At 54.4% G+C, this 18,732-nt stretch carries 16 protein-coding genes; all 16 read left to right on the plus strand.

Going from position 1 to position 18,732, the window contains the following annotated elements; genetic code table 11:
• Positions 1 to 555 precede the first annotated feature (555 nt).
• Positions 556 to 1,014: a division/cell wall cluster transcriptional repressor MraZ gene (gene mraZ, locus OGV80_RS05100; protein ID WP_005124560.1), complete on the plus strand. Its 459-nt coding sequence runs from the start codon at positions 556 to 558 to the stop codon at positions 1,012 to 1,014.
• A gap of 1 nt (position 1,015) precedes the next feature.
• Positions 1,016 to 1,957: a 16S rRNA (cytosine(1402)-N(4))-methyltransferase RsmH gene (gene rsmH, locus OGV80_RS05105; RefSeq protein WP_042312345.1), complete on the plus strand. Its 942-nt coding sequence runs from the start codon at positions 1,016 to 1,018 to the stop codon at positions 1,955 to 1,957.
• Positions 1,954 to 2,319 (plus strand): cell division protein FtsL, encoded by a 366-nt coding sequence (gene ftsL, locus OGV80_RS05110; protein ID WP_006686695.1) that lies wholly within the window; start codon positions 1,954 to 1,956, stop codon positions 2,317 to 2,319. Before rsmH ends, ftsL begins: the two co-directional genes overlap by 4 nt.
• 15 nt (positions 2,320 to 2,334) lie before the next feature.
• A complete protein-coding gene (ftsI, locus tag OGV80_RS05115; RefSeq protein WP_286513908.1) occupies positions 2,335 to 4,101 on the plus strand; it encodes a peptidoglycan glycosyltransferase FtsI in 1,767 nt (588 codons plus the stop codon).
• Positions 4,088 to 5,575: a UDP-N-acetylmuramoyl-L-alanyl-D-glutamate--2,6-diaminopimelate ligase gene (gene murE / locus OGV80_RS05120; protein WP_043018421.1), complete on the plus strand. Its 1,488-nt coding sequence runs from the start codon at positions 4,088 to 4,090 to the stop codon at positions 5,573 to 5,575. The genes ftsI and murE overlap by 14 nt, the downstream gene beginning before the upstream one ends.
• Positions 5,572 to 6,930 carry a UDP-N-acetylmuramoyl-tripeptide--D-alanyl-D-alanine ligase gene (murF, locus tag OGV80_RS05125; protein WP_047406203.1) on the plus strand — a complete coding sequence of 453 codons (1,359 nt, stop codon included), beginning with the start codon at positions 5,572 to 5,574 and terminating at the stop codon, positions 6,928 to 6,930. Before murE ends, murF begins: the two co-directional genes overlap by 4 nt.
• The gene (gene mraY, locus OGV80_RS05130; protein ID WP_016151694.1) at positions 6,924 to 8,006 is read left to right on the plus strand and encodes a phospho-N-acetylmuramoyl-pentapeptide-transferase; all 1,083 of its coding nucleotides are present in this window, start codon (positions 6,924 to 6,926) and stop codon (positions 8,004 to 8,006) included. The genes murF and mraY overlap by 7 nt, the downstream gene beginning before the upstream one ends.
• Positions 8,007 to 8,008: 2 nt before the next feature.
• Positions 8,009 to 9,325 carry a UDP-N-acetylmuramoyl-L-alanine--D-glutamate ligase gene (gene murD, locus OGV80_RS05135; protein WP_043018423.1) on the plus strand — a complete coding sequence of 439 codons (1,317 nt, stop codon included), beginning with the start codon at positions 8,009 to 8,011 and terminating at the stop codon, positions 9,323 to 9,325.
• A complete protein-coding gene (ftsW, locus tag OGV80_RS05140) occupies positions 9,325 to 10,569 on the plus strand; it encodes a cell division protein FtsW (protein WP_016155689.1) in 1,245 nt (414 codons plus the stop codon). The genes murD and ftsW overlap by 1 nt, the downstream gene beginning before the upstream one ends.
• Complete coding sequence (gene murG, locus OGV80_RS05145; RefSeq protein WP_286513910.1) at positions 10,566 to 11,633, plus strand: undecaprenyldiphospho-muramoylpentapeptide beta-N-acetylglucosaminyltransferase; 1,068 nt, start codon at positions 10,566 to 10,568, stop codon at positions 11,631 to 11,633. The genes ftsW and murG overlap by 4 nt, the downstream gene beginning before the upstream one ends.
• 51 nt (positions 11,634 to 11,684) lie before the next feature.
• Positions 11,685 to 13,160: a UDP-N-acetylmuramate--L-alanine ligase gene (gene murC, locus OGV80_RS05150; protein ID WP_043018425.1), complete on the plus strand. Its 1,476-nt coding sequence runs from the start codon at positions 11,685 to 11,687 to the stop codon at positions 13,158 to 13,160.
• Positions 13,153 to 14,073, plus strand: a complete 921-nt coding sequence (locus OGV80_RS05155; RefSeq protein ID WP_286513913.1) for a D-alanine--D-alanine ligase — start codon at positions 13,153 to 13,155, stop codon at positions 14,071 to 14,073. Before murC ends, OGV80_RS05155 begins: the two co-directional genes overlap by 8 nt.
• Position 14,074: 1 nt before the next feature.
• Entirely contained in the window at positions 14,075 to 14,908 is an 834-nt protein-coding gene (gene ftsQ / locus OGV80_RS05160; protein ID WP_003018758.1) for a cell division protein FtsQ, read from the plus strand.
• Entirely contained in the window at positions 14,905 to 16,167 is a 1,263-nt protein-coding gene (gene ftsA / locus OGV80_RS05165; RefSeq protein WP_003018755.1) for a cell division protein FtsA, read from the plus strand. Before ftsQ ends, ftsA begins: the two co-directional genes overlap by 4 nt.
• 62 nt (positions 16,168 to 16,229) lie before the next feature.
• Positions 16,230 to 17,381 (plus strand): cell division protein FtsZ, encoded by a 1,152-nt coding sequence (gene ftsZ / locus OGV80_RS05170; protein WP_003018753.1) that lies wholly within the window; start codon positions 16,230 to 16,232, stop codon positions 17,379 to 17,381.
• 100 nt (positions 17,382 to 17,481) lie between these two features.
• Positions 17,482 to 18,399 (plus strand): UDP-3-O-acyl-N-acetylglucosamine deacetylase, encoded by a 918-nt coding sequence (gene lpxC / locus OGV80_RS05175; protein WP_006686706.1) that lies wholly within the window; start codon positions 17,482 to 17,484, stop codon positions 18,397 to 18,399.
• Positions 18,400 to 18,732: the final 333 nt, after the last annotated feature.

The raw sequence follows: 18,732 nt of genomic DNA on the forward strand, positions 1-18,732 counted from the left end.
CTCAGAAATAACCGCATTATAATTAAGAATATTCTTTAGAATTATCTGAAATTGATTCTTAAATTATGCCGAATTAAAAATGCAACTCTCCATTTTTGGGTTATTGAGAAGTAACGACGCGTTACGGTTGTATTATTTTGTTACATGCTTGTAGGGATTTGCCGAATTAACAAACACTTTGCTGCTGCGTTGTGGCAATCTCACCTTCACCTCGGTCCTGTGCGGCGTACAGACTGATTAACTGGTACTGTTATCTCGCTGCATATTGTCCTAAAATGCCGCTCGCGTCGCAAACTGACACTTTATATTTTCTTTTGATGATATTCAGTTGTTTTAAACAATCATGAGTTGTTGGATTTTTTTCTTACAAATATTCATGACGTTAATTTGCTTCGTTTGCTGTACGGAATTTGTTCAACGCTGATATTAGCCGTAAACAATGTGTTTTTTGCTCCGCTAAGCGCCGTGACTTGCTTGACAAGGTTTTCCTCCGCTCCGTAAACTCCTTTAAGTGGGAATTTGTGGGATAAAGTGGTAATCGGGGGTGAGGCTGGCATGTTCCGGGGAGCAACGTTAGTTAATCTCGACAGTAAAGGGCGCTTATCCGTGCCTACCCGTTATCGGGATCAACTGCTCGAGAGCGCTACCGGTCAAATGGTTTGCACCATTGACATCCATCACCCGTGCCTGCTGCTGTACCCCCTGCCTGAATGGGAAATCATCGAACAGAAGTTATCGCGTCTGTCGAGCATGAATCCAGTTGAGCGTCGCGTACAGCGCCTGTTGTTGGGTCATGCCAGCGAATGTCAGATGGATAGCGCTGGTCGCTTATTGATAGCGCCCATTCTGCGGCAACACGCAGGGTTAACGAAAGAAGTGATGCTGGTTGGGCAGTTCAATAAGTTTGAGCTGTGGGATGAAACGACCTGGTATCAACAGGTCAAGGAAGATATCGACGCTGAGCAGTCTGTTACCGGCGCGCTGTCGGAACGATTGCAGGATTTGTCTCTATAAAATGATGGAAAATTATAAACATACAACGGTGTTGCTGGATGAAGCCGTAAACGGCCTGAATATTCGTCCAGACGGCATCTACATTGACGGGACATTTGGTCGCGGTGGTCACTCACGTCTGATCCTCTCCCAGCTTGGCGAAGAGGGACGTTTACTGGCCATCGATCGCGATCCGCAGGCTATTGCCGTTGCACAGACGATTACCGATCCCCGTTTTTCCATCGTCCATGGACCTTTTTCTGCGCTGGCTGACTACGTCGCCGAGCGCGGACTGACCGGTAAGATCGACGGGATTCTTCTCGATCTTGGGGTTTCTTCTCCGCAGCTTGACGACGCTGAGCGCGGATTCTCATTTATGCGTGACGGTCCGTTAGATATGCGAATGGACCCGACACGCGGTCAGTCAGCGGCCGAATGGCTGCAAACCGCCGATGAAGCAGACATTGCCTGGGTGATCAAAACCTTTGGCGAAGAGCGCTTCGGCAAACGCATTGCTCGCGCCATCGTGGAGCGCAACCGCATCGAACCAATGACCCGCACTAAAGAGCTGGCAGAGGTGATTGCGGCGGCAATGCCGGTGAAAGACAAATTCAAACATCCCGCGACCCGTACCTTCCAGGCGGTGCGCATTTGGGTGAACAGTGAACTGGAGGAGATAGAGCAGGCGCTAAAAAGCTCGCTCAGCGTGCTGGCACCAGGTGGTCGCCTTTCGATAATCAGTTTCCATTCGCTTGAAGATCGCATTGTGAAACGCTTTATGCGCGAACAAAGCCGTGGTCCTCAGGTTCCGGCTGGAATACCGATGACCGAAGCGCAGATCAAAAAACTGGGCGGCCGTGAGTTAAGAGCACTAGGCAAGATGATGCCGGGTGAAGAAGAGGTAGCTGAAAATCCTCGTGCCCGTAGTTCAGTTCTGCGTATTGCAGAGAGGACGAACGCATGATCAGCAGAGTGACAGAAGCCCTCAGCAAAGTTAAAGGATCGATAGGAAGCAACGAGCGCCATGCCTTGCCTGGCGTGATCGGTGACGATCTTTTGCGGTATGGGAAGCTGCCACTCTGCCTGTTCATTTGCATTATTTTGACGGCGGTTACCGTCGTGACAACAGCACACCATACGCGGTTACTGACCGCGCAGCGTGAGCAGCTGGTTCTGGAGCGAGATGCGCTGGATATCGAATGGCGTAACTTGATCCTTGAGGAGAACGCGCTCGGCGACCATAGCCGTGTTGAACGGATCGCAACGGAAAAGCTGCAAATGCAGCATGTTGATCCCTCACAAGAAAATATCGTAGTACAAAAATAAGGATAAACGCGACGCATGAAAGCAGCGGCAAAAACGCACAAACCAAAACGCCAGGAAGAACAAGCCAACTTTATCAGTTGGCGTTTTGCGTTACTGTGCGGCTGTATTTTGCCGGCACTGGGTTTTCTGCTCGGGCGCGTTGCCTGGCTGCAAATCATCGCGCCGGACATGTTGGTGCGTCAGGGCGACATGCGTTCTCTGCGCGTCCAGGAAGTGTCTACGTCACGCGGGATGATTACCGACCGCTCAGGTCGTCCGCTGGCGGTGAGCGTTCCGGTGAAGGCGATTTGGGCCGACCCGAAAGAGGTGCATGATGCAGGCGGCGTGAGCGTTGGTGAACGCTGGCGGGCGTTGTCGACTGCCCTGAACCTCCCACTCGATCAACTGGCTTCCCGCATTAACGCCAACCCGAAAGGGCGCTTTATCTATCTGGCGCGTCAGGTAAACCCTGACATGGCTGACTACATCAAGAAACTGAAGCTGCCAGGTATTCATCTGCGCGAAGAATCCCGCCGTTACTATCCTTCCGGAGAAGTGACCGCTCACCTCATCGGCTTTACTAACGTCGACAGTCAGGGGATTGAAGGCGTTGAGAAGAGCTTCGACAAGTGGCTCACCGGGCAACCGGGCGAACGTATTGTACGTAAAGACCGTTATGGCCGCGTCATTGAGGATATTTCCTCTACCGACAGTCAGGCGGCGCATAACCTTGCGCTAAGCATTGATGAGCGTTTACAGGCGCTGGTTTACCGTGAACTGAATAACGCGGTGGCGTTTAACAAGGCGGAGTCAGGCAGTGCGGTACTGGTGGATGTGAACACCGGTGAAGTGCTGGCAATGGCCAACAGTCCGTCTTACAACCCGAATAATCTCACCGGTACGCCGAAAGATGCGATGCGTAACCGTACCATTACCGACGTGTTTGAGCCGGGTTCTACCGTCAAACCGATGGTGGTGATGACGGCGCTGCAGCGTGGTGTGGTACGTGAAAATACCGTACTTAACACCATCCCTTACCGAATTAATGGTCACGAAATCAAAGACGTGGCGCGTTATAGCGAATTGACCCTCACCGGGGTTTTGCAGAAGTCGAGTAACGTCGGTGTTTCCAAGCTGGCGTTAGCGATGCCGTCCTCAGCGTTAGTAGACACTTACTCACGTTTTGGGCTGGGAAAAGCGACCAATTTGGGGTTGGTCGGAGAACGCAGTGGCTTATATCCTCAAAAACAACGGTGGTCTGACATAGAGAGGGCCACCTTCTCTTTCGGCTACGGGCTAATGGTAACGCCGTTACAGTTAGCGCGAGTCTATGCAACGATCGGCAGCTATGGCGTATATCGTCCGCTGTCGATCACCAAAGTTGACCCTCCGGTTCCTGGCGAGCGTATCTTCCCGGAATCAACCGTGCGTACCGTGGTGCACATGATGGAAAGCGTGGCGCTGCCCGGCGGCGGCGGCGTGAAGGCGGCGATTAAAGGCTATCGTATCGCCATTAAAACCGGTACGGCGAAAAAAGTAGGCCCGGATGGCCGCTACATCAACAAATACATTGCTTATACCGCAGGCGTTGCGCCTGCGAGTCAGCCGCGCTTCGCGCTGGTTGTTGTTATCAACGATCCGCAGGCGGGTAAATACTACGGTGGCGCCGTTTCCGCGCCGGTCTTTGGTGCCATCATGGGCGGCGTACTGCGCACCATGAACATCGAGCCGGATGCGCTGACAACGGGCGATAAAAATGAATTTGTGAATAATCAAGGCGAGGCAACAGGTGGCAGATCGTAATTTGCGCGACCTTCTTGCTCCATGGGTGCCGGGTGCACCGGAGCGAGCACTGCGGGAGATGACGCTTGACAGCCGTGTGGCTGCATCGGGCGATCTCTTTGTCGCAGTATTGGGTCATCAGGCGGACGGGCGTCGGTATATCCCGCAGGCGATAGCGCAAGGTGTGGCTGCCATTATTGCAGAAGCAAAAGATGAAGCTACTGACGGTGAAATCCGTGAAATGCACGGCGTGCCGGTTATCTATCTCAGCCAGCTTAACGAACGTTTATCTGCACTGGCAGGCCGTTTTTACCACGAGCCTTCTGAAAAAATGCGTCTGGTCGGCGTGACCGGGACCAACGGTAAAACCACCACTACCCAATTGCTGGCGCAGTGGAGCCAACTGCTTGGCGAAACCAGCGCGGTAATGGGAACAGTAGGCAATGGCCTGCTGGGCAAAGTGATCCCGACGGAAAATACTACCGGCTCAGCCGTTGATGTCCAGCATGTGCTGGCGGGGCTGGTTGCGCAGGGCGCAACGGTTGGCGCGATGGAAGTGTCTTCACACGGTCTGGTTCAGCATCGCGTGGCGGCGCTGAAGTTTGCCGCATCAGTATTTACTAACTTAAGCCGTGATCATCTTGACTACCACGGCGATATGGAACATTACGAAGCCGCGAAATGGCTGCTGTATTCCACGCACCAATGCGGTCAGGCCATCGTCAACGCGGATGATGAAGTCGGTCGTCGCTGGCTGGCCAAACTCCCGGATGCGGTTGCCGTTTCGATGGAAGACCACATCAATCCGAACTGTCACGGTCGTTGGTTAAAAGCGGTTGACGTGAATTATCACGACAGCGGGGCAACGATTCGTTTTACCTCCTCATGGGGTGACGGCGAAATTGAAAGCCACCTGATGGGCGCGTTTAACGTCAGCAATCTGCTGTTGGCGCTGGCGACGCTGCTGGCGCTGGGATATCCGTTAGCTGATTTACTGAAAACGGCGACACAATTGCAGCCGGTTTGCGGGCGTATGGAAGTGTTCAGCGCGCCGGGTAAAACCACCGTTGTGGTTGATTATGCCCATACGCCAGATGCGCTGGAAAAAGCGCTGCAGGCGGCACGTCTGCACTGTGCTGGCAAACTGTGGTGCGTCTTTGGTTGCGGCGGCGATCGCGACAAAGGCAAACGCCCGTTGATGGGCGCGATTGCTGAAGAGTTTGCTGATGTTGTCGTGGTGACCGATGACAACCCACGTACTGAAGAGCCGCGCGCCATTATTAACGACATTCTGGCGGGGATGCTGGATGCCGGACAGGCGAAGGTAATGGAAGGTCGCGCAGAAGCGGTGACAAACGCCATTATGCAGGCGAAAGAAAATGACGTGGTGCTGGTGGCCGGTAAAGGTCATGAAGACTACCAGATCGTTGGTTCACAGCGCCTCGACTATTCTGACCGCGTCACGGCAGCGCGTCTGCTGGGGGTAATCGCATGATTAGCGTAACGCTCAGCCAACTGGCGGAGATCCTCCGTGGCGAATTAAAAGGGGCCGATCTGACCCTTGATGCGGTGACAACCGATACGCGTAAAGTGACGCCGGGCTGCCTGTTTGTGGCGCTGAAAGGCGAACGCTTTGACGCCCACGATTTTGCCGACAAAGCGCAAGAGAGCGGGGCGGGTGCGCTGCTGGTCAGCCGTCCGTTGGACACCGATCTGCCGCAGTTGATTGTTAAAGATACGCGTCTGGCGTTTGGTGAACTGGCCGCGTGGGTTCGCGCCCAGGTTCCGGCGCGCGTTGTTGCGCTGACCGGCTCTTCCGGGAAAACATCCGTCAAAGAGATGACGGCGTCCATTCTGAGTCAATGCGGCAACACCCTATATACCGCGGGCAACCTGAACAACGACATCGGCGTACCGATGACGCTGCTGCGCTTAAACAACGATTACGACTATGCCGTAATTGAACTCGGCGCCAATCATCAGGGTGAAATCGCCTGGACCGTTGGTCTGACACGTCCGGAAGCGGCGCTGGTGAACAACCTGGCCGCCGCGCATCTGGAAGGCTTCGGCTCTCTGGCCGGTGTTGCAAAGGCAAAAGGTGAGATTTTTACCGGCCTGTCAGCGAACGGTATCGCCATTATGAATGCCGACAACAACGACTGGCTGAACTGGCAAAGCATCATCGGCGATCGCAAAGTCTGGCGCTTCTCGCCGAATGCGGCTAACAGCGACTTTTCGGCGGATAACGTTCATGTGACCTCACACGGCACAGAGTTTTCGCTGCAAACGCCAACCGGAAGCATTGATGTTCTGCTGCCGCTGCCGGGTCGTCACAACATTGCTAACGCCCTTGCGGCGGCTGCGCTCTCTATGGCGGTAGGCGCGACGCCAGAGGCGATCAAAGCGGGCCTGAAGGATCTGCAAGCGGTGCCGGGGCGTCTGTTCCCGGTTCAACTGGCAGAAAATCAGCTGCTGCTGGACGACTCCTACAACGCTAACGTCGGCTCAATGACCGCAGCGGTACAGGTGCTGTCCGAAATGCCCGGCTACCGCGTGCTGGTGGTTGGCGATATGGCAGAGCTTGGCGCGGAAAGCGAAGCCTGCCACGTACAGGTAGGTGAGGCTGCAAAGGCTGCAGGTATCGACCGGGTGCTGAGTACAGGGAAACTGAGTCAGGCAATTAGCCACGCCAGCGGCGTTGGTGAGCATTTTGCGGATAAAACCGCGCTGACCGCGCATCTTAAGGCGCTGATTGCAGAACATCAGATCATGACGATTTTAGTGAAGGGTTCACGTAGTGCCGCCATGGAAGAGGTAGTACGCGCATTACAGGAGAATGGAACATGTTAGTTTGGCTGGCCGAACATTTGGTCAAATATTATTCCGGCTTTAACGTCTTTTCCTATCTGACGTTTCGCGCCATCGTCAGCCTGCTGACCGCGCTGTTCATCTCTTTGTGGATGGGCCCGCGCATGATCGCCCGCTTGCAAAAAATGTCCTTTGGACAGGTCGTACGTAACGACGGTCCGGAATCACACTTCAGTAAACGCGGTACGCCGACCATGGGCGGGATTATGATCCTCACCGCGATTGTTATCTCCGTACTGCTATGGGCATACCCGTCGAATCCATATGTATGGTGTGTGCTGGTGGTATTGGTCGGTTACGGCATTATCGGTTTTGTCGATGACTACCGTAAAGTGGTACGCAAAGACACCAAAGGCCTGATCGCGCGCTGGAAATACTTCTGGATGTCGGTGATTGCGCTGGGCGTGGCTTTTGCGCTGTATCTGGCCGGTAAAGATACCCCCGCCACCGAGCTGGTGGTGCCATTCTTTAAAGACGTGATGCCGCAACTGGGACTGTTCTACGTCCTGCTGGCGTACTTTGTGATTGTGGGGACTGGTAACGCGGTTAACCTCACCGACGGCCTTGATGGTCTGGCGATTATGCCGACCGTGTTTGTGGCCGCGGGTTTTGCGCTGGTGGCCTGGGCGACCGGTAACATGAACTTCGCCAACTATCTGCACATTCCTTATTTACGTCATGCCGGCGAACTGGTGATCGTCTGTACGGCGATTGTCGGCGCGGGCTTAGGCTTCCTGTGGTTTAACACCTATCCGGCGCAGGTCTTTATGGGCGACGTCGGATCGCTGGCGCTGGGCGGCGCGCTGGGCATTATTGCCGTGCTGCTGCGTCAGGAATTCCTGCTGGTGATCATGGGCGGCGTATTTGTCGTAGAAACCCTGTCGGTCATTCTGCAGGTTGGCTCCTTTAAGCTGCGCGGACAGCGCATCTTCCGTATGGCGCCGATTCACCATCACTATGAACTGAAAGGCTGGCCGGAACCGCGCGTAATTGTGCGCTTCTGGATTATTTCGCTGATGCTGGTGCTGATTGGCCTGGCAACGCTGAAGGTACGTTAATCATGGCTGATTACCAGGGTAAAAAAGTCGTCATTATCGGTCTGGGTTTGACCGGGCTGTCCTGCGTGGATTTCTTCCTGGCGCGTGGCGTGACGCCGCGCGTAATGGATACCCGCGCGACGCCACCTGGTCTGGACAAATTACCGGAAGCGGTTGAGCGTCATGTTGGCAGCCTGAATGATGACTGGCTGCTGGCCGCCGATCTCATCGTCGCCAGCCCTGGTATCGCCCTGGCGCATCCTTCGCTGAGCGCCGCCGCCGATGCGGGAATTGAAATTGTTGGCGACATTGAGCTGTTCTGTCGCGAAGCGCAGGCGCCGATCGTCGCGATCACCGGTTCCAACGGGAAAAGTACTGTTACTACGTTGGTAGGCGAGATGGCGAAAGCGGCCGGTGTGAACGTGGGTGTTGGCGGTAATATCGGCCTGCCCGCGCTGATGCTGCTGGACGACGAACGTGAGCTGTATGTTCTGGAACTGTCGAGCTTCCAGCTGGAAACAACCTCCAGCTTACACGCCGTAGCCGCCACCATTTTGAACGTCACCGAAGATCATATGGACAGATATCCGTTTGGCTTGCAGCAGTACCGTGCGGCCAAACTGCGCGTCTATGAAAACGCGAAAGTCTGCGTGGTCAACGCTGATGATGCGCTGACCATGCCGATTCGCGGGGCGGATGAGCGTTGCGTGAGCTTTGGCGTCAACATGGGTGACTATCACCTGAACCGTCAGCAGGGCGAAACCTGGCTGCGGGTGAAGGGGGAAAAAGTCCTCAACGTGAAAGAGATGACGCTTTCCGGCCAGCATAACTATACCAATGCCCTGGCCGCGTTGGCGCTGGCGGATGCTGCGGGTCTGCCGCGGGCGTCGAGTCTGAAAGCGCTGACCACGTTTACCGGTCTGGCGCACCGTTTTCAGACCGTGCTTGAGCACAACGGCGTGCGCTGGATTAACGATTCTAAAGCCACCAACGTGGGCAGCACTGAGGCCGCGCTGAATGGCCTGCATGTTGATGGTACTTTGCACCTGCTGCTGGGCGGCGACGGGAAATCCGCTGACTTTATGCCGCTGCAACGTTACCTGACCGGCGACAACATTCGTCTGTACTGCTTTGGTCGTGATGGCGCGCAGCTTGCCGCTCTGCGACCTGACGTTACGGAACAAACTGAAACCATGGAGCAGGCAATGCGCCTGCTCGCACCGCGCGTGAAACCGGGTGATATGGTGTTGCTGTCGCCCGCCTGCGCCAGCCTCGACCAGTTCAAAAACTTTGAGCAACGCGGTGACGTCTTTACCCGCCTGGCGAAGGAGTTGGGTTGATGCGCTTATCTCTCCCTCGTCTGAGAATGCCGCGCTTACCGGGACTGGGTGTCCTGGCGTGGGTCTTCGCGGCACTTAAAGGCTGGGTGATGGCTTCGCGTGATAAAGACGCGGACAGCCTGATCATGTATGACCGCATGCTGCTGTGGCTGACCTTTGGTCTGGCAGCGATCGGCTTTGTGATGGTGACATCGGCATCGATGCCCGTAGGGCAACGTCTGGCGGGCGATCCTTTCCTGTTTGCCAAGCGTGACGCGCTGTACATCTTCCTCGCGTTCTGTCTGGCGATGGTGACGCTGCGTCTGCCGATGGAGTTCTGGCAAAAATACAGTACGACGATGCTGATAGCCTCGATCATCATGCTGTTGATCGTGCTGGTGGTGGGGAGTTCCGTTAACGGTGCGTCGCGCTGGATTGCGCTGGGGCCGCTGCGTATTCAGCCTGCGGAATTTACCAAGTTGTCGCTGTTCTGTTATCTCGCCAACTACCTGGTGCGTAAAGTTGATGAAGTGCGTAACAACCTGCGCGGCTTCTTAAAACCAATGGGCGTGATCCTGGTGCTGGCTATTTTGCTGCTGGCACAGCCTGACCTGGGTACGGTGGTGGTGCTGTTTGTCACTACCCTGGCGATGCTGTTTCTCGCCGGTGCGAAACTGTGGCAGTTCATTGCCATCATCGGCATGGGGATTTCCGCGGTTGTGCTGCTGATCCTTGCTGAGCCGTATCGTATTCGCCGCGTAACCTCCTTCTGGAACCCATGGGAAGATCCGTTCGGCAGTGGCTACCAGCTGACGCAATCGCTGATGGCTTTTGGTCGCGGTGAGGTTTGGGGGCAAGGCTTAGGTAATTCCGTCCAAAAGCTCGAGTATTTACCGGAAGCGCACACCGACTTCATCTTCGCCATTATTGGGGAAGAGCTGGGTTATATCGGTGTGGTATTGGCACTTTTAATGGTATTCTTCGTCGCTTTTCGCGCGATGTCGATTGGCCGTAAGGCGCTGGAAATTGATCACCGTTTTTCAGGCTTTTTAGCCTGCTCCATTGGGATCTGGTTTAGCTTCCAGGCACTGGTAAACGTCGGCGCTGCAGCGGGTATGCTGCCAACCAAAGGTCTGACGTTGCCGCTGATCAGTTATGGTGGTTCCAGTTTGTTGATTATGTCGACGGCCATCATGTTTTTGTTACGTATTGATTATGAAACGCGTCTGGAAAAAGCCCAGGCGTTTACACGAGGTGCACGATGAGTGGTCAACCGAAGCGGTTAATGGTGATGGCAGGCGGTACCGGCGGGCATGTGTTCCCGGGGCTGGCGGTCGCGCACCATTTAATGGCCCAGGGCTGGCAGGTTCGTTGGCTGGGCACCGCCGATCGTATGGAAGCGGACTTGGTGCCGAAACACGGCATTGAAATTGACTTTATTCGCATCTCCGGATTGCGTGGCAAAGGCGTCTACGCGCTGCTAGCCGCGCCCGTGCGTATTTTTAACGCCTGGCGTCAGGCGCGCGCCATCATGAAGCAGTTTAAGCCTGATGTGGTGCTGGGAATGGGTGGATATGTGTCCGGCCCTGGCGGATTGGCTGCCTGGTCATTAGGCATTCCGGTTGTACTGCATGAACAGAACGGCATTGCGGGGTTAACCAATAAATGGCTGGCGAAGATTGCAACGAAGGTGATGCAGGCCTTTCCCGGTGCTTTCCCAAATGCGGAAGTGGTGGGCAACCCTGTACGCACCGACGTGCTGGCGCTGCCGTTGCCCGAAGCGCGTCTGGCCGGTCGTGAAGGTCCGGTTCGCGTGCTGGTGGTCGGTGGATCGCAGGGCGCACGTGTTTTGAACCAGACGATGCCGCAGGTTGCCGCAAAGCTTGGCGATGCGGTAACTATCTGGCATCAGAGCGGCAAAGGCGCGCAGCAGACCGTCGAGCAGGCGTATGCCGACGCGGGACAACCGCAGCACAAGGTTACTGAGTTTATTGATGATATGGCAGCGGCCTACGCGTGGGCGGATGTCGTGGTTTGTCGCTCAGGGGCGCTGACGGTGAGCGAGATTGCCGCCGCAGGTTTACCCGCGCTGTTTGTGCCGTTCCAGCATAAAGACAGACAGCAGTACTGGAATGCGCTGCCGCTGGAAAAAGCGGGCGCCGCCAAAATTCTCGAGCAGCCGCAGTTTACTGTGGATGCCGTCGCCAGCACCCTTGCCGGGTGGTCGCGAGAAACCTTATTAACCATGGCAGAACGTGCGCGCGCCGCATCCATACCGGATGCCACTGAGCGCGTGGCAAATGAAGTGAGCCGGGCTGCCCGGGCGTAATTGTGGTGATGCCTTTTGCATCGCATGAACTAAGAAGTTAATGGCTAAAGAATGAATACACAACAACTGGCAAAACTGCGTTCCATCGTGCCCGAAATGCGTCGCGTTCGGCACATCCACTTTGTCGGCATCGGTGGTGCTGGTATGGGCGGTATTGCCGAAGTTTTGGCCAATGAAGGTTATCAGATCAGCGGTTCTGACTTAGCGCCGAATCCGGTAACGCAGCAGTTGACGAATCTGGGCGCCACGATTTTCTTCAACCATCGCCCTGAAAATGTGCGCGATGCGAGCGTAGTGGTGGTCTCCAGCGCCATTTCTGCGGATAACCCGGAAATTGTTGCGGCGCATGAAGCGCGCATTCCGGTGATCCGTCGTGCGGAAATGCTGGCGGAGTTAATGCGTTTTCGTCACGGCATCGCTATTGCCGGTACGCATGGTAAAACCACGACCACGGCAATGGTCTCCAGCATTTATGCGGAAGCGGGCCTGGATCCCACTTTTGTCAACGGCGGTCTGGTGAAGGCCGCGGGCGTTCACGCGCGCCTGGGACATAGCCGTTATTTGATTGCGGAAGCGGATGAAAGCGATGCATCGTTCCTGCATTTGCAGCCGATGGTGGCGATTGTCACCAATATCGAAGCCGACCATATGGATACCTACCATGGCGACTTCGAAAATTTAAAGCAGACGTTTATTAATTTCCTGCATAACTTGCCGTTTTATGGTCGTGCGGTGATGTGCGTTGACGATCCGGTGATCCGCGAGCTGTTACCGCGAGTTGGTCGTCAAACCACAACCTATGGTTTTAGTGATGATGCCGATGTGCGCGTTGAAGATTACCAGCAGATTGGCCCACAAGGGCACTTCACGCTGGTGCGTCAGGGGATGGCCGATTTACGTGTGACGTTAAACGCGCCGGGCCGCCACAATGCGCTGAACGCCGCGGCTGCGGTGGCGGTTGCGACGGAAGAAGGTATTGAAGACGACGCTATTCTGCGTGCGCTGGAGAGCTTCCAGGGTACCGGACGTCGTTTCGACTTCCTCGGCGAATTCCCGCTTGAGCCAGTGAACGGTAAAACCGGGACCGCGATGCTGGTCGATGATTATGGTCACCACCCAACGGAAGTGGACGCCACGATTAAAGCCGCGCGTGCGGGCTGGCCCGACAAAAATCTGGTCATGCTGTTCCAACCGCACCGGTTTACGCGTACACGCGATCTGTATGACGACTTTGCCAACGTGCTGACCCAGGTCGATGCGCTGTTGATGCTGGACGTGTACGCCGCGGGCGAAGCCGCGATTCCGGGGGCCGACAGCCGCTCGCTGTGCCGTACGATTCGTGGTCGCGGTAAGATCGATCCGATTCTGGTATCCGATCCGGCCCTGGTGGCAGAAATGCTGGCACCAGTATTAACCGGCAACGATCTGATTTTGGTGCAGGGCGCTGGAAATATCGGCAAAATCGCGCGTTCCTTAGCTGAAATCAAACTGAAGCCGCAAAACCCGGAGGAAGAGCAACATGGCTGATAAAATCGCGGTCCTGTTAGGGGGAACCTCCGCAGAACGTGAAGTTTCGCTGAATTCCGGCGCGGCCGTACTGGCAGGGTTACGCAAAGGTGGTGTTGATGCCCATCCGGTTGATCCTAAAGAGGTCGATGTCACTCTTCTGAAATCAATGGGTTTTCAGAAGGTGTTTATTGCGTTGCATGGTCGTGGCGGGGAAGATGGCACGTTGCAGGGCATGCTGGAGCAAATTGGCCTGCCATATACCGGCAGCGGCGTCATGGCTTCCGCAATTTCGATGGACAAACTGCGCAGCAAGCTGCTGTGGCAGGGCGCAGGTTTACCCGTCGCGCCATGGGTGGCATTGACCCGCGCTGAGTTCGAAAAAGGTCTTAGCGATGAGGCAGTTACAAAAATTTCTGCGTTAGGTTTGCCGCTGATTGTGAAGCCAAGCCGTGAAGGCTCCAGCGTAGGGATGTCAAAAGTTGAAGAAGAAAATGCTTTGCAGGGTGCATTAGCATTGGCTTTTCAGCATGATGAAGAAGTACTGATTGAAAAATGGCTCAGTGGCCCGGAATTTACAGTTGCGATACTCGGCGAAGAAATTTTACCGTCAATACGTATCCAACCCGCGGGAACCTTCTATGATTATGAGGCGAAGTATCTCTCTGATGAGACACAATATTTCTGCCCTGCAGGTCTGGAAGCCGAACAAGAGGCCCGTTTGCAGGAATTAGTCCTGAAAGCATGGACCGCATTGGGCTGTAAAGGTTGGGGTCGCATTGACGTCATGCTGGACAGCGATGGCCAGTTTTATCTGCTGGAAGCCAATACCTCTCCGGGTATGACCAGCCACAGCCTGGTGCCGATGGCGGCACGTCAGGCAGGCCTGAGCTTCTCGCAGTTGGTGGTAAGAATTCTGGAGTTGGCGGACTGATATGTCGCAGGCTGCGCTGAACACGCGAAACGGTGATGAAGAAGAAGTAAACTCCTCACGCCGCAATAATGGAACGCGTCTTGCAGGAATACTGTTCCTGCTGACAGTGCTGTGCACCGTGTTTGTCAGCGGCTGGGTAGTGTTGGGGTGGATGGAAGATGCGCAGCGTTTGCCATTGTCAAAACTGGTGTTAACCGGCGAACGGCATTACACGCGCAATGACGATATCCGTCAGTCCATCCTGGCGCTGGGTGCTCCGGGTACCTTTATGACTCAGGATGTGAACATCATCCAGAGCCAGATTGAACGTCTCCCCTGGATAAAACAGGCGAGCGTCAGAAAGCAATGGCCTGATGAATTGAAGATTCATCTGGTTGAATATGTGCCAATAGCGCGTTGGAATGACCAACACATGGTGGATGCAGAAGGAAATACGTTCAGCGTCCCAACCGGTCGGGCCAATAAGCAGGTATTACCTATGTTGTACGGACCGGAAGGCAGCGCAAGTGAAGTGTTGCAAGGGTTCCGTGATATGGGGCAGGTGCTGGCTAAGGATAGATTCACCCTGAAGGAAGCGGCGATGACCGCGCGTCGTTCCTGGCAGTTGACGCTGAATAACGATATTAAGCTCAATCTGGGCAGGGGCGATACGATAAAACGTTTGGCTCGCTTTGTGGAACTCTACCCGGTTTTACAGCAGCAGGCGCAAACCGATGGCAAACGGATTAGCTACGTTGATTTGCGTTATGACTCAGGAGCGGCAGTAGGCTGGGTTCCCTTGCCTCCTGAGGAATCTAATCAGCAACAGAATCAGGCACAGGCAGAACAACAATGATTAAGGCGACGGACAGAAAACTGGTAGTTGGACTGGAGATTGGCACCGCGAAGGTAGCCGCTTTAGTAGGGGAAGTTCTGCCCGACGGTATGGTCAATATCATTGGCGTGGGCAGTTGCCCATCGCGAGGTATGGATAAAGGCGGGGTGAATGACCTTGAGTCAGTGGTGAAGTGCGTACAGCGCGCCATTGACCAGGCTGAACTGATGGCAGATTGCCAGATCTCCTCTGTGTATCTGGCGCTTTCCGGTAAGCATATTAGCTGTCAGAATGAAATTGGTATGGTGCCCATTTCCGAAGAGGAAGTGACGCAGGAAGATGTGGAGAACGTGGTACATACGGCAAAATCCGTACGCGTTCGCGATGAACATCGTGTTCTGCACGTTATTCCGCAGGAATACGCCATCGATTACCAGGAAGGTATCAAAAATCCGGTCGGTCTTTCCGGCGTGCGTATGCAGGCAAAAGTCCATCTTATTACCTGCCACAACGACATGGCGAAGAATATTGTCAAAGCCGTTGAACGTTGTGGCCTGAAAGTTGACCAACTGATTTTTGCCGGGTTGGCAGCCAGTTATTCCGTGTTGACGGAAGATGAACGTGAACTGGGTGTCTGCGTGGTGGATATTGGTGGTGGTACAATGGACATCGCCGTTTATACTGGCGGGGCGTTGCGCCACACTAAAGTGATCCCTTATGCAGGGAATGTCGTGACCAGCGATATCGCGTATGCCTTCGGTACGCCGCCGAGCGATGCAGAAGCTATCAAAGTGCGCCATGGTTGCGCACTGGGTTCCATCGTCGGTAAAGACGAGAGCGTTGAAGTGCCAAGCGTGGGTGGTCGTCCACCGCGTAGCCTGCAACGTCAGACCCTGGCAGAGGTCATTGAGCCGCGTTATACCGAGCTGCTCAACCTGGTCAACGAAGAAATTTTGCAATTACAAGAACAGCTTCGCCAGCAGGGTGTGAAACATCATCTGGCGGCGGGGATTGTGTTAACCGGCGGTGCTGCGCAAATTGAAGGTCTTGCGGCCTGCGCACAGCGCGTGTTCCATACGCAAGTACGTATTGGCGCACCGCTGAATATTACCGGTCTGACGGATTATGCTCAGGAGCCGTATTATTCCACGGCGGTGGGGCTGCTTCACTACGGGAAAGAATCCCATTTGAGTGGTGAAGCTGAAGTTGAAAAACGCGTAACGGCATCAGTTGGCTCGTGGATCAAACGACTCAATAGCTGGCTGCGAAAAGAGTTTTAATTTTTAAAGAGACCAACGCACATTCACGGTCTCAGGCGACAGGCACAACGGAGAGAGAAACTATGTTTGAACCTATGGAACTTACCAATGACGCGGTGATTAAAGTCATCGGCGTCGGCGGCGGCGGCGGTAATGCCGTTGAACACATGGTGCGTGAGCGCATCGAAGGTGTTGAATTCTTCGCTGTGAATACCGACGCTCAGGCGTTGCGTAAAACGGCGGTTGGACAGACCATTCAGATTGGTAGCGGCATCACCAAAGGTCTGGGCGCGGGTGCAAACCCGGAAGTCGGTCGTAATGCGGCAGACGAAGATCGTGAAGCTCTGCGTGCAGCGCTTGACGGCGCAGACATGGTGTTCATCGCAGCTGGCATGGGCGGCGGTACCGGTACCGGTGCAGCGCCAGTGGTGGCTGAAGTAGCAAAAGATTTAGGTATCCTGACCGTTGCCGTCGTGACTAAGCCTTTCAACTTTGAAGGCAAGAAGCGTATGGCATTCGCAGAGCAGGGTATCACCGAGCTGTCCAAACATGTGGACTCTCTGATCACTATCCCGAACGACAAGCTGCTGAAAGTGCTGGGTCGCGGTATCTCCCTGCTGGATGCGTTTGGCGCAGCGAACGACGTGCTGAAAGGCGCGGTTCAGGGTATCGCTGAACTGATTACTCGTCCGGGTCTGATGAACGTCGACTTTGCAGACGTGCGCACCGTGATGTCCGAAATGGGCTACGCGATGATGGGCTCCGGCGTGGCAAGCGGTGAAGACCGTGCAGAAGAAGCGGCTGAAATGGCTATCTCTTCTCCGCTGCTGGAAGACATCGATCTGTCCGGCGCGCGTGGTGTGCTGGTCAACATTACTGCGGGCTTCGACCTGCGTCTGGATGAGTTTGAAACCGTGGGTAACACGATCCGTGCATTTGCATCGGATAACGCGACTGTGGTTATCGGTACCTCTCTGGATCCGGATATGAACGACGAACTGCGCGTGACCGTTGTGGCGACTGGAATTGGTATGGACAAGCGTCCTGAAATCACTCTGGTGACCAACAAGCAGGTACAGCAGCCGGTAATGGATCGTTACCAGCAGCACGGTATGGCGCCGTTGACGCAAGAGCAGAAACCGGTAGCGAAAGTGGTTAACGACAATACGCCGCAAACCACGAAAGAGCCGGATTATCTGGATATCCCAGCATTCCTGCGTAAGCAAGCTGATTAAGAATTAGCTGGAATTTGGGAATTGTGGCTCTTTGTGCTAAACTGGCCCACCGAATGTATAGTACACTTCGGTTGGATAGGTAATTTGGCGAGATTATACGATGATCAAACAAAGGACTCTTAAACGTATCGTTCAGGCGACTGGCGTCGGTTTGCATACCGGCAAAAAAGTCACCCTGACATTACGCCCTGCGCCGGCCAACACCGGGGTCATCTATCGTCGCACCGACTTGAATCCTCCGGTAGATTTCCCGGCCGATGCCAAATCTGTGCGTGATACCATGCTCTGTACGTGTCTGGTCAATGAGCATGATGTGCGGATTTCAACCGTAGAGCACCTTAATGCTGCTCTGGCGGGCTTAGGTATCGATAACATCGTTATTGAAGTTAACGCCCCGGAAATCCCGATTATGGATGGCAGTGCCGCTCCGTTCGTTTATCTGCTGCTTGATGCAGGTATTGAAGAACTGAGCAGCGCCAAAAAATTTGTTCGCATCAAAGAGACCGTTCGTGTCGAAGATGGCGATAAGTGGGCTGAGTTTAAGCCATACAATGGTTTTACGTTGGATTTCACCATCGACTTTAACCATCCGGCAATCGACTCCAGCACGCAGCGCTACGCGATGAACTTCTCTGCGGATGCGTTCATGCGCCAGATCAGCCGCGCGCGTACTTTCGGCTTCATGCGTGATATCGAATATCTGCAGTCCCGCGGCCTGTGCCTGGGCGGCAGCTTCGATTGTGCCATCGTTGTTGACGATTATCGCGTATTGAACGAAGACGGCCTGCGTTTTGAAGACGAATTCGTTCGTCACAAAATGCTCGACGCGATTGGTGACTTGTTCATGTGTGGTCATAACATTATTGGTGCATTTACCGCGTATAAATCCGGTCATGCATTGAATAACAAACTGTTGCAGGCGGTCCTGGCAAAACAGGAAGCCTGGGAATATGTGACCTTCCAGGACGATGCAGAACTGCCACTGGCGTTCAAAGCACCTTCGACCGTACTGGCATAATAACTATACACAAAATCATTCAAGTTGCATCAAGGCGGCAACTGAACGAATCCGCAGGAGCGTACACTAGTACGTGACTGGGGTGAGAGAAAGCAGCCAACAAAGAGGCAGCTTGAAAGATGAAGTGTATACCTGTCGCATAAATTCGACTGGTTAATCTGGCACTCTCTCCGGCCAGGTGAGCTAGTCGTTTTTTTTATCTTCCGATTGCAAACCACCTTCTCTGAAGCGACTTTTCCCACAGGTAGATTAAAATACCGTTCGATCGCTGCTTTCTTAAGCATATTTACCCGCGACTTGCGTCATTACTGCTGTGGTGCGAACGCATTAATG

It is taken from the genome of Citrobacter sp. Ce119 (genome assembly GCF_030334525.1).
GTDB classification, from domain to species: Bacteria; Pseudomonadota; Gammaproteobacteria; order Enterobacterales; family Enterobacteriaceae; genus Citrobacter; species Citrobacter europaeus.

Coding starts and splice junctions, on each gene's coding strand:
- mraZ (WP_005124560.1), top strand. CDS start 556: ATGTTCCGGGGAGCAACGTTAGTTAATCTCGACAGTAAAGGGCGCTTA.
- rsmH (WP_042312345.1), top strand. CDS start 1,016: ATGATGGAAAATTATAAACATACAACGGTGTTGCTGGATGAAGCCGTA.
- ftsL (WP_006686695.1), top strand. CDS start 1,954: ATGATCAGCAGAGTGACAGAAGCCCTCAGCAAAGTTAAAGGATCGATA.
- ftsI (WP_286513908.1), top strand. CDS start 2,335: ATGAAAGCAGCGGCAAAAACGCACAAACCAAAACGCCAGGAAGAACAA.
- murF (WP_047406203.1), top strand. CDS start 5,572: ATGATTAGCGTAACGCTCAGCCAACTGGCGGAGATCCTCCGTGGCGAA.
- mraY (WP_016151694.1), top strand. CDS start 6,924: ATGTTAGTTTGGCTGGCCGAACATTTGGTCAAATATTATTCCGGCTTT.
- murD (WP_043018423.1), top strand. CDS start 8,009: ATGGCTGATTACCAGGGTAAAAAAGTCGTCATTATCGGTCTGGGTTTG.
- ftsW (WP_016155689.1), top strand. CDS start 9,325: ATGCGCTTATCTCTCCCTCGTCTGAGAATGCCGCGCTTACCGGGACTG.
- murG (WP_286513910.1), top strand. CDS start 10,566: ATGAGTGGTCAACCGAAGCGGTTAATGGTGATGGCAGGCGGTACCGGC.
- murC (WP_043018425.1), top strand. CDS start 11,685: ATGAATACACAACAACTGGCAAAACTGCGTTCCATCGTGCCCGAAATG.
- OGV80_RS05155 (WP_286513913.1), top strand. CDS start 13,153: ATGGCTGATAAAATCGCGGTCCTGTTAGGGGGAACCTCCGCAGAACGT.
- ftsQ (WP_003018758.1), top strand. CDS start 14,075: ATGTCGCAGGCTGCGCTGAACACGCGAAACGGTGATGAAGAAGAAGTA.
- ftsA (WP_003018755.1), top strand. CDS start 14,905: ATGATTAAGGCGACGGACAGAAAACTGGTAGTTGGACTGGAGATTGGC.
- ftsZ (WP_003018753.1), top strand. CDS start 16,230: ATGTTTGAACCTATGGAACTTACCAATGACGCGGTGATTAAAGTCATC.
- lpxC (WP_006686706.1), top strand. CDS start 17,482: ATGATCAAACAAAGGACTCTTAAACGTATCGTTCAGGCGACTGGCGTC.